The organism is Streptomyces sp. MB09-01, assembly GCF_033794505.1.
GTDB lineage: Bacteria > Actinomycetota > Actinomycetes > Streptomycetales > Streptomycetaceae > Streptomyces.
Map to the genome: position 1 here is coordinate 19,771 of NZ_JARAYQ010000087.1, position 10,706 is coordinate 30,476.

General features: G+C 75.4%; 9 protein-coding genes. 5 read left to right on the forward strand and 4 right to left on the reverse strand.

Annotated elements, in window-relative coordinates; translation table 11 throughout:
- Nucleotides 1-43 precede the first annotated feature (43 nt).
- Genes PV721_RS19680 through PV721_RS19690 form a run of 3 tightly spaced genes read left to right on the forward strand, consistent with a single transcriptional unit; the run spans nt 44 to nt 2,324 of the window.
- Nucleotides 44-679, forward strand: coding sequence for an ABC transporter ATP-binding protein (locus tag PV721_RS19680; RefSeq protein WP_319726112.1), 636 nt, complete (start codon nt 44-46; stop codon nt 677-679).
- Nucleotides 676-1,542, forward strand: a complete 867-nt coding sequence (locus PV721_RS19685; protein ID WP_319726114.1) for a metal ABC transporter permease — start codon at nt 676-678, stop codon at nt 1,540-1,542. Before PV721_RS19680 ends, PV721_RS19685 begins: the two co-directional genes overlap by 4 nt.
- Nucleotides 1,500-2,324, forward strand: coding sequence for a metal ABC transporter solute-binding protein, Zn/Mn family (locus tag PV721_RS19690; protein WP_319726117.1), 825 nt, complete (start codon nt 1,500-1,502; stop codon nt 2,322-2,324). Before PV721_RS19685 ends, PV721_RS19690 begins: the two co-directional genes overlap by 43 nt.
- A 111-nt stretch (nt 2,325-2,435) precedes the next feature.
- On the opposite strand, the gene PV721_RS19695 is transcribed toward PV721_RS19690, so the two are convergent.
- Nucleotides 2,436-4,196, reverse strand: a complete 1,761-nt coding sequence (locus tag PV721_RS19695) for a class I adenylate-forming enzyme family protein (RefSeq protein WP_319726118.1) — start codon at nt 4,194-4,196, stop codon at nt 2,436-2,438.
- Nucleotides 4,193-5,980 carry a CoA transferase gene (locus PV721_RS19700; protein ID WP_319726120.1) on the reverse strand — a complete coding sequence of 596 codons (1,788 nt, stop codon included), beginning with the start codon at nt 5,978-5,980 and terminating at the stop codon, nt 4,193-4,195. Before PV721_RS19700 ends, PV721_RS19695 begins: the two co-directional genes overlap by 4 nt.
- Before the next feature lie 128 nt (nt 5,981-6,108).
- On the opposite strand from PV721_RS19700, the gene PV721_RS19705 reads away from it, so the two are divergent.
- Nucleotides 6,109-7,308, forward strand: a complete 1,200-nt coding sequence (locus tag PV721_RS19705; protein WP_319726122.1) for an acyl-CoA dehydrogenase family protein — start codon at nt 6,109-6,111, stop codon at nt 7,306-7,308.
- On the opposite strand, the gene PV721_RS19710 is transcribed toward PV721_RS19705, so the two are convergent.
- Together PV721_RS19710 and PV721_RS19715 are read right to left on the reverse strand one after the other, a co-directional pair.
- Nucleotides 7,305-8,345, reverse strand: coding sequence for a sugar ABC transporter permease (locus PV721_RS19710; protein WP_319726125.1), 1,041 nt, complete (start codon nt 8,343-8,345; stop codon nt 7,305-7,307). The two genes, PV721_RS19705 and PV721_RS19710, sit on opposite strands and share 4 nt — an antisense overlap.
- 59 nt (nt 8,346-8,404) lie before the next feature.
- Nucleotides 8,405-9,607 (reverse strand): MFS transporter, encoded by a 1,203-nt coding sequence (locus tag PV721_RS19715; RefSeq protein ID WP_416371139.1) that lies wholly within the window; start codon nt 9,605-9,607, stop codon nt 8,405-8,407.
- Between the two features lie 247 nt (nt 9,608-9,854).
- Between PV721_RS19715 and PV721_RS19720 the strand changes: the two genes are divergently transcribed.
- Complete coding sequence (locus PV721_RS19720) at nt 9,855-10,610, forward strand: hypothetical protein (protein ID WP_319726127.1); 756 nt, start codon at nt 9,855-9,857, stop codon at nt 10,608-10,610.
- The last annotated feature ends 96 nt before the right edge of the window (nt 10,611-10,706 follow it).

Sequence of the window (10,706 nt, forward strand, 5' to 3'; positions counted from 1 at the left end):
CTGCGGCGAAGTCATCCTGCTGCAGAGGATCGAAGGACGAGTGATGGGCGGGCTGGACGTCCACATGCGCGAAGTGGCCTGCCGGCACGGCCGGGTGGAGGCCGTCGCCGAGGTGGATCTGAAGATCGCGGCCGGTGAGCGCGTGGCGCTGACCGGAACGAACGGTTCGGGCAAGACCACGCTGCTGCGTGCCGTGCTCGGTCTCCACCGGCAGGTGTCGGGCTCGATCACGGTCGGCGGACGCGGCACCGGTTCGGCCGCGGAGTGGGCCTGGCGGCGCCGGGCCTGCGCCTGGATCCCGCAGAAGCCGGCCGCCGGACGCTTCCCACTGCTCGGCGGCGAGCTGCTGGCGAGCAGCGGCGCTCCGCGGGAGGCGGCGGAGGCCGCGGACCGGCTCGGGGTGGGTCCGCTGACCGGGCGGCCGCTGCACACCCTCTCCGGAGGCCAGTTGCAGCGCATGTACCTGGCCCGGGCGATCGGCAGTGTCGCCGCCGGGGCCCAGGTGCTGCTGGCCGACGAACCCACCGCCGCACTCGACTTCGACGGCCAGGAGGAAGCGGCGGACGTCCTCACCTCCCTGCCGGTGACCCTCGTCGTGGTGACGCACGACCGCGCGCTGGCCGAGCGCTGCGACCGGGTACTGGAGATGGCCGCGGGCCGGCTGCGGGAGGTCCGGTGACGCTCGCCACCGCCGACCTGGGCGAACTCCTGCAGCTCCTGCCCGTGCAACGGGCGGGCATCGCCCTCCTGCTGGCCGCGGTCGGGCTGCCCGTGATCGGCGTGGTCATCGTCGGGCTCGACATCATGCCGGTCCGGTTCGCGATGATGCACGTCGCCCTGCTCGGGATCGCGGTCGGCCTGCTCACCGGCCTCGACCCCATGCTGTGCGCGCTGGTGGCCTGCTCCCTGGCCGGCGCGGGCGTCGCCCCGCTCGCCCGTACCCCGGACGGGCTGTCCGGGGCGATGGGGCTGTTGATGAGCCTGGCCATCGCGGCGGCCCTCCTCCTGCTCGCCGTGTCGGGCGTCAACGCATCGGGGGCCTTCGCCCTGCTCTGGGGCTCGATCCTGTCGGTGGGCACCTCCGATCTGGTCGTCCTCGGGGTGCTCGCCGTCGTGGTCCCCGGCCTCTTCTGGTGGCGGCGCCGCGAGATCGGCCTGCTCCTCTACGACCGCGAGCTCGCGCAGTGCTCCGGCGTCCCCGTGCGGGCGCTGACGGCGGCCCTCCTGGTGCTCGTCGCCATCGCGGTCGCCGGGGCCATCAAGCTCACCGGCGCCCTGCTCGTCGACGCGCTGACCCTGCTTCCCGCCCTCGCGGCCCGCCGCCTCGGCAGTTCGCTGCGGTCGATCACCCTGTGGGCGGTCGGCATCGGCGTCGTCGTCAACCTGACGGGGTTCCTGCTGGCCCTGTGGCTGGACTGGCCGCCCGGCCCGGTCCTCGTCCTGACGGCGGGGGCACTCGTCCTCGCCGTGCACTTCATACCCGAACGGAGAATCAGCTCATGGCGCGCACCGGCGTCCCTATCTCTTCCTTCCTCGCACTGAGCGCGGCAGTCCTCCTCACGGCCGGTTGCGGAAGCGACACCGGCGCCGCCGACGTCGCTGCTGACGGCCCGGCGAAGGCCGGCGCCCCGGCCGGGAAGAACAAGCCCGTGGTGGTCGTGACCACCACCTGGGAGGGCGCGTTCGCCAAGGCCGCGGGGGCCGAGGACGTCAAGGTAATCGTCCCGCAGTCCGTGCACCACGCCCCCGACTACGACCCGAAGCCCTCGGACCTCGCCGCCGTCGCCAAGGCCGACTTCGTGCTGTACGCGCCGTTCGAGCCGTACGCCGCGAAGATCAAGGAGGCCGCCGGCTCCAAGGCGAAGCTGGTCGAGGTCAACCTCGACAACGATCCCGACAAGGTCAGGGCCGAGGTCGACAAGCTGGGTGCTCTCTTCGGCACCGCTGACGCCGCCGCTCAGTGGAAGACCGGCTTCGGCACCGAGTACGCGAAGCTGAACAAGGACGTCCAGGCGGCCTGGCCCGGCGGCAAGAGCCCCTCCGTCGTCACCCAGGTCTTCACCGCCTGGGCCGCGAAGCTCTCGGGCGCCACCCCCCTGGGCACCTTCGGGCCCGAGGCCGTCACCCCGGCGCAGCTCGCCGAGCTCTCCGCGAAGAAGCCGGCGCTCGTCCTCGACAACGCCCACATGTCCACCGGCACGGTCCTGCCCGACTCCGGCGCCAAGCAGGTCAAGATCGTCAACTATCCGGGCGAGGACCTCGATCTGCTGCCGGTCTACCGCAACGCGGCAGCCGAGCTGAAGAAGGCCATGGGCGCGTCGTGACCGTGCGCCGCAAGGCGTAGCGACGACGGGAGGGCACGCGCCGGGCGCGTGCCCTCCCGTTCTGGCCGGGGCGGGGCCCGGCCGGCGCGGCGCCGGCCGGGCCCCGGCCTCTCATCCGGCCTGGGCGAGCGGGATGCTGCCGCTCTCCAGCTGCGGGACGGTGCCGGTCACAGGCCGGGGGATGCTGCCGGTCGCGGGCCGCGGGACGCTGCCGGTCTGCGCCGGGGGACGGATGCCGGTCAGGCACGCGCGCAGGGCGCCCCGGTCGGGCTTGCCCGCCGGGGTCAGCGGGAGTTCGGCCACGGCCAGGAGCCGCTCGGGGAACTTGCGCTGCTCGAGCCCGCACTCCGTGAGGTGCGCACAGAGCTCCTCCAGGGAAGGCGCCTGCGCCGTGCGGGGTACGACGCAGGCCGCCAGCCTCTCCCCCATCACCGCGTCCGCAACCCCCACGCACACCACGTCGCGCACCAGCGGGTGGGAGGCCAGGTGGCGCTCGACCTCGGCGGGGCTGATGTTGGCGCCGCCGCGGATGACGATGTCCTTGAGCCGTCCGACGATGTGAAGGGTGCCCGCCTCGTCGAGGAAACCGAGGTCTCCGGTGCGGACCCAGCCGTCGGGGGTGCGGTAGCGGGCGTCGAGGTCCGGGGAGGCGACGTAGCACAGCGGGGTCATCGGGCCGCGCGCGATGATCTCCCCGACGCTGCCGTCCGGCAACGGCTCGTGGGTTTCGGTGTCGGCGATGCGGATGTCGGCGACCCGCGGGTCGGGGCGCCCGGCCACGACGCCCTGGCCGTCGGCGGGCGGGGTCTCGTTGCCCAGTCCGGTGTGGCAGTTGACGCCGTCGGCCGAACCGTAGAGGTTGACGACCGGGCAGCCGAAAGCCTGGGCGGCGTCCTTGGCCGTGCGCTCGTCGAGCGCGGATCCGCCCAGGACGAGGGCGGTGGGGGCGGGCAGCGCGCCGCGGTCGCCTTCGAGCCGGTCCAGCATCATCCGGACCATCGTGGGCACGCCGAGGATGTGCGTGGGCGCGTGCTCCCGCACCGCCGCGAGGGCGGCTTCCGGGGTGAAGTGGTCGAGGAGGACCAGCGTGCCGCCGTGCCGGGCCAGGGTGACGGCCGTGCCGTTCGAGCCGAAGGCGGAGGCCAGCGGCACCAGGAACAGGCAGCGCGGCGCGGTCCCGTCGGGCATCAGGGAGGCGAGGAAGTTTCCGCGGCCGCCGGCGAGGGCGTTGTGCGAGTACGCGACCATCTTCGGCTCGGCCTCGGAGCCGGAGGAGACCAGGATGCGGGCCGCGCTGTCCGGGTCGGGCCGGAACGGTACGAAGGCGCTCGCGTCGGAGCGCAGCAGGGCGGAGAAGGCGACCGTCCCCTCGGGTGCCGTCCCGGGCCCGGCCGCGATCACGTGCCGGAGGGCGGGCAGGGCCGGCGCCAGCGTGTGCAGGTCGGCGGCGTGCCGGCTGCCCCGGTGGTCGATCGCGGCGATGACGGCGACGGCCTCGGCGCGGCGCAGCAGGCATTCCGCTTCCAGGCTGCCGCGGCCGACGGGGAAGGGCAGGGCCACCGCGCCGAGGGCGGCCAGGGCCAGATCGGCGATGACGGCGTTCCGGTGGTTGGGGAGCTGGACGCCGACCACGTCGCCCGGTCGTATGCCGAGGTCGCGCAGTCCGGTGGCCAGGGCGCGCACCTTGCGGTCCAGTGCGGTGTAACAGAGCGGGCCCTTGGCGTCGATCACGGCGGTGGCGTGCAGGTCGGCGATCTGCCGGGCTCGGAAGAGGCTGTAGAGGTCGAGGTCGGGGCAGGTGCCGTCGACCACCCAGGAGCGGCGGAGGTCGGCGGGCAGCAGGTCGTGCAGTACGAGCCTGTTGGCGGTCATGCGAAGCTCCAGGGGTCGGGAACGGCAGGGGCGCCGTGCGCGTCGCGGCTGATCGAGCCGGTGAAGCGCCGGTCGTGGTGCAGGTCGGCCAGTTCGGTGGTGACGGCGGTGGCCGTCAGGCCGTGCTCCCGCAGCTGCTCGAGGGCGTCCGCGGTGGGCAGGTCGCGCAGGTCGTACGCTCCTGCGGCGGCGGCGCCCTCGTCGGCCGGGGCGATCCAGCCGTCGGCCGTGGGCAGGGGGCGGCGGAATCCGGCCGGCCGCCGGGGGGCCTCGCCCCGGACCGCGCGTCGCAGGGCGGGTGCGGTCAGCGTGTCGGCCGCGCCGAGCAGGGAGGAGTCCACCCGTACGCCGTGGCCGGTGCGTTCGCGCAGCAGGAGTCCGGCGAGGACCGCCTCGGCGCCGTGCAGTCCGCCGAGGACGTCGAGCAGGGTCATCAGCGAGGGGGCCGGGGCCTCGTCCTGGGGGCGGACGGCCTCGCCGACCGCGGTGCGGGCCTGGACCATGAAGTCGGTGCCCATGGGGGCGTCGTCGAGCCGGTCGGCCCAGCCGCTGGTGTAGGCGTAGACGAGCGCGGGATTCACCGCCGCGAGGTCGTCGTGGTCCAGGCCGAGTTCGGCGGCCTTGCCCGGGGCCCAGTTGTGGAGGAACACGTCGGCCTCCGCGGCCATCTCGCGCAGTCTGCGCCGGTCTCCGTCCGCCTTGATGTCGATCTCCACCGCCCGCTTGCCCCGGTTGAGGGCGAGCCAGCGCGCGGAGATCCCGGAGCAGGCGGGCGGCATGCCGCGCAACGGGTCCCCGCCCGGCGGCTCGATCCGGATCACGTCAGCGCCGAGCAGGCCCAACAGGTGCGCTGCGAGCGGGGCCTGGATGCGCCGGCCGGCCTCCAGCACGGTGAGTCCGGCCAGCGGCCGGCCCGCGGAAGGCCCGGCGCCGCGCCCGGCTGCCGTCCTCGGACGGTCTGCTTCCGGCCCGAGGAGCCGGAGCGCCCAGGGAGCGGCGCCGTCGTCCTCCAGTGCCCTTTCCGCGAGGGTGCGCAGGACGCACACCTCGGCGCCGGAGAGAGCGGCGGCCCGCCGGATGCCCGTCATGGGGATGGCCCGGGTGACCTCGTGGAGGGCCGGCGGGAACGGCGCGCAGGCGGTCGCGTACCGGAACTGGAAGGGCCGCCAGCCTGCCCGGATCGCATCGGCGGGCGCCTCCAGAGCCCGCCAGAAGGAGGCCCAGGCACCCGGGTCGAGGGTCTCCAGCTCGAAGAGGACCCCGTCGGCGGAGCGGAAGGGCGGCCCTCCGGCGGCGAGTTCGGCGGCTTCGCCCTCGTCGGCCCCGGCTGCGGCGAGGTACTGGGACACCGTCAGCAGGCCCGCCCGGTCCGCGCGGGTGGTGACCTGGGCGGCGGGCCCTCCCCGGGCCTGGCCTATCAGGCCGGCGAGCAGCCCCTGCACGGTCAGGACGGCGGCGGCCGTGGCCGCGTAGTCGGCGGCCACCCCGCGCGGGGAGCCGTCCCGGCGGCCGTGCACGGCCATGATGCCGGTGGCGGCCTGGACGGTCGCCTCGTCGACGAGCCCGCTCGCGGGATCCGCCCACGTGGCGGCCGCCCGCGCGGGTGCGAAGCCGCCGCCGGTGAGCGTGATGCCGTCCGGCGGGGCCTGGCCGCAACGATCGCCGGTCGCGCCGAGCAGGCGCAGGTGGTCGGCGACGACGTCCGTGATCTGCGGGGGCCCCGAGGTGTCGAAGCGCAGTGTGTCGAGCGGCCGGACCGTCTGCGTGGTGGCTGGTGACGCCATGCCTCTCCTCTCCCGGCGCGGCGGTGGCCGTCGCCCGGTTCGTGCGATACGCGGGAACCGGGGAGCGTTCGCACCCGACCAGTTCCACGGACAGGCAGTCGGACAACCGTTCCCACGAGTTCCCGGGAATGAGGAGGAAAACAGTGATAGATCCAGGCACGGCCGCCCCACACGAGCTCCGAGGAGCCGAGTTGAAGGCCCGGGTCGCCGCGTTCGTCCGCAGCCGGGTGATCCCCCGGGAGGACGTGCTGGACGCGGGCGGCCCGGCGGCGGCCGCAGCGCTCACCGGGCTGAGGGGGCAGGCCCGGGAGGAAGGGCTCTGGGCGCTCCCGCTCCCGGCCGAACTGGGCGGCGGCGGACTGTCCTTCGCCGCGTACGCCGCGCTGGCCGAGGCCGAGGGGGCCAGTGACCACGGCCCCGCCGCGCTCGGCTCCGCCCCCCTGCTCGACGTCACCATGCTGGCCCGCCACGGCACGCCCCGCGTCCGCGAGGAGTACCTGGAACGGCTGGTCGCCGGGGAGGTGCGCACCTGCTACGCGATGACCGAGCCGGACGTGCCGGGCACCGACCCGTTCTCGACCGCCACCGCCGCCGAGCGCCTGGCGGGCGGCGGTTGGCGCGTCACCGGCCGCAAGTGGTTCACCTCCGGCGCCGCGGGCGCCGACCTGGTGACCGTCCTGGCCCGCACCGGCGGAACCGCCGGGGACCGCGCAGGGCTCTCCCTGTTCCTGGTGCCCACCGCCTCCCCCGGTTTCCGCGTGGTCAGGGAACTCCCCGTGCTCGGTACGGCGGGTCAGTACGAGATCGAACTCGACCGGGTCCGCGTGCCCGCCGACCACCTCCTCGGCGAGCCCGGCAGCGCCCTCGCCCTCGCGGGTGAGCGGCTGCTGCTCGGCCGTACGCTGCGCTGCCTGCGCTGGCTGGGCCAGGCCCAGCGCGCCTTCGACCTCATGTGTGACCGGGCCGCCACCCGCAGCGGATCCCGTGGGCCGCTCGCCGACCACCAGCTGGTCCAGCAGCACGTCTTCGACGCCCTGCTCGCGCTGCGCACCACCCGTCCCCTCGTCCACGAGGCGGTGGGCCTGATCGCGTCCGGGCAGGACGCCCGTACGGAGGTGGGGCTGGCCAAGGTCGCCGCCGCCCGCATGCTCCAGCAGGTCACGGACTCGGCCATCCAGGTCCACGGCGCCGCCGGGCTCGGTCCGGACACCCCGCTGCCCGCCCTCTTCCGCACGGGCCGCGCCGCCCGCATCCTCGACGGCCCCGACGAGCTCCACATCACCTCCGTGGCCAGCCGCGTCCTGCGCGACCACGCCGGGAGGGCCTAGACGCGGGTGATGTCGACGAGGCCGTCCAGCGCGGCCAGCCCGAGCGCCAGGAAGAAGTCGCCCCAGATCAGCTCGTGCCGGACCGCCAGCCCCTTCGCGGCGTCGTAGCAGCCGTCCAGCAGCATCCCCGGCGGGCGGCCGGAGCACGCGCCGGTCAGGTGGGCCTGCGCCAGGCGGTTGAGGATGGCCACGGCCCGGTACGCACACGCCTCCGCCCGGGGTCCGGAGACCCGTGCGAGCTTCAGCAGTGCCACTGCGGTGATCGCGGCGGCCGACGTGTCCAGGGGGCCGCCGGGCCGGGAGGCGCCGGCCGGCGGTACCAGCCGCCCGGACAGCACCTCCCCTTGCGCCAGCAGCTGTTCGGCCGCCTCGTCGAGCCGGGCGCAGTCGCCGCTCACGAGGCCGGGCCGTGTCAGGGCGTCGGCGACGGCCAGGAGCAGCCAGGACTGCCCCCGGCTCCAGCCCGGCGCGGGTTCGTCGCAGCGCTGCCATCCCGCGCCCCCGTCGAACAGCCGGGCGGGCCACAGCCAGGGGCGCCGCTCCCCGCCCGCGCCGAGGCAGAGGTCGAGGTGCCGGTGGAGGTGGGCGGCCGCGGCGGCCGTGCCCTCCGCCCCGGCGCCCGCCAGCAGGGGCACCATGCCCGGTACGCCGTCCACGCGGGCCAGGAGGCGGGGCCCGCCCAGCGCGTCGCCCCAGGGCACCAGGCCGAGGCCGGGGTCGTAGGCCGACAGGCAGGCCCGGGCGGCCCGTTCCCGCAGCCGGGCGGCTTCGGCATCGGCTCCGGCCAGCGAGGTCCCGTACCAGAAGATCAGGCCCCGGGTGGCGGTGTCGGCGTCCGCCCACGGCGCGAGCCGGGCGGTGCACGCGGCGGCGGCCCGCCGGTCGGCGTCGGTACCCGTGTAGCGGGCGCGCAGCCACAGCAGCCCCGCCCAGAAGCCGCCGGTCCACGAACCACGGCCGGTGGTCGTCCACCGCCCGTCGTCGGGCTCCGCGTGGAGCGGAAAGCGCTCGCCGACCTGGGCCTCGGTCACGCTCACGCGCCCGATCACCGCCGCGAGGGCGTTTTCGGCCCAATCCGGCGGAGTCGTCGTGGTGTTCACGAGGTGGCCTTCCGCCGGTCCCGCGCGGCCCAGGCGAACGCGACGGCTCCCGCCGCCGCGAACTCCACGCCGACCAGCAGCCACCCGTAGCCGTACCGGCCGCTCCCGGCCAGCAGGCCGAACAGGGGCGGCCCCAGGGCGAATCCGGTGAAGAACCCGGCCGCGACGAGCGCCGAGTCCTGCCCGGCCCGGCCCGGAGCGGCCCGCTGCATGACGAGCACCATGGAAACGGCGTTCCCGGACACGGCGAACACGCCGACGGCGACCGCTCCGACCCACACCAGCGGGCCCGCGACGAGCGCGGCGCCCAGGAGGAGAGCCGCCCCGAGCGCGCCGCAGGCGAGCCATCCCGGCAGCCACTCGGCCCGCCCGGGCCGGGCCGCCTTCGCCCACCCGATCCGGCCGGCGATCCCGGCGACACCCAGTACGGCGACCAGGGCGCCGGCCGCCGTCGGCCCCATGCCCAGGCGCTGCGCACCGAAAAGGGCCAGGTAGGTGTTGACCGAGGCGATTCCGGCCCCGAGGAACACGGAGAAGGCCGCCAGCCAGGCGACCATCCCGCGGGGAACGAGCGGGCCGCGCGGTCCGGCCGGGGGCGGCGAAGGATCTCCGGGCAACGCCCCCAGCGCCCACCCGCCGGCGAGCAGGGATGCACCGGCCGCCGTCCACACCGCACCCCGCCAGCCGATCCCGCCCGCGAGCATCACGAGGGGCAGACCGGCCACGAAGGCGCCCAACTGGACGCCGGACTGCTTGAGCCCCGTCACCGCACCCCGCCGGGCCGGCGCAACGACGCGCATGATCGCCTTGTTGGTGGCGGGGTTGGCCAGCGCCTGCGGTACGCCGCCCAGTGCGACGGCGCCCAGCAGCACACCGGCACCGGGCGCGGCGCCGATCAGGGCGAGCGCCGCGGCCGACACCAGCAGCAGGACCGCCAGCGAGCGGCGCGGGCCGATCCGGTCCACGATCCGGCCGCCGGCCGGGGACAGCAGGGCGGCCGTCCCGAAGCCGAGCGTCGTCGTGAGCCCGAGGACCGCGGGCGACACATGCAGTTCGTCGACCAGCCGCGGGCTCAGGGCGCCGAGCAGGAACAGCTGCAGCATCGAGAACGCCATGGCGCACGTGAGCAGCGCCGTCAGCCGGTGTTCCGCGGCCTGGTCCGTACGCGTCCGCACGGCCCCGGGTACCTCCACCGCCACTGATGGCTCCCTTCCCCCACACTGCGCGCACGTCGATCCGACCGGCCATGCAGTCGGCCGGCGAGGGCCTCCAGTTCCCCCCGATCCCTGTGTTCCGGGTCACCATAGGCAGGCGCTCAAGGCACGGCCGGGCCTGCCACCAGAACTTGTCCAGAAGTGCGCACCCTTCTTCGAACTCCCGGAAGCTGGTGCGAGGATGAGCCCCGCCATGAACCCGGGCCGATGTTCACGAGTCGTAAGGGCTGCGATGTTCGCAGCCCTCTGCGTGCTGCTCGCGGCCACCGGCCACATCCTCATGTCGGGCACGGCGGTGCCCTGGTGGGCCCTGTCCGCCGCGTTCGCGGGCACGGGGGGAGCGGCCTGGGCCTTCACCGGCGGGGAGCGCGGGCTGCTCGCCGTCACCGGCGCGGCCGTCACCGTCCAGGCCGCACTCCACGCGGGGTTCTCCCTGGCCCAGTCCCTGGTCCGCCCCTCCCTGCCCACCGGGACCTCGTTCGCCCGCCAGTGGGCGGAGTACCTGACCTGCGGAGACGGGGCAACCGCCGCCGTCTCCCCGCGCGAGGCGCTGAAAGTGGTCAACGAGGCCGGGGTCGGCGGGCTGGTCTTCCGGCCGCCGCCCGGCACCGCGCTCTCCGATGCCGCCGCTCATGGTCACCACGCCGTGCACGAGATGGCCGGCGCCGTGTCCGCCGGGACTGCGGTGCCCGGCGGGGGCCACGACATGGGCGGCATGTCGCCGGCCGCGATGCTCACCGCCCACCTGGTGGCCGCGGTGGTGTGCGGCCTGTGGCTGGCCTACGGAGAGCGAGCCGCCTTCCGCATCCTGCGCGCCGTCGCGGGATGGTTCTGGACGCCGCTGCGCCTGCTGCTCCGCCCGGCCGCGACTCCGCACCCGCCGCGCGTCCTCGTACGCCGTGCGCGCCGGCGCCACGCGCTGCGCCGGCTGCTCCTCGTCCACGCCATCACCTCACGGGGTCCCCCGACGGGAACCGCTGTCCTCTGACAGCCGGCTCCCCGAGCACGCGTCGGCATCCGCGTTCGCGCATCCCCTCGCGCCTCGGGCATCGGCCCTGCCCTCCGCAGGCCGTACACCCCTCAC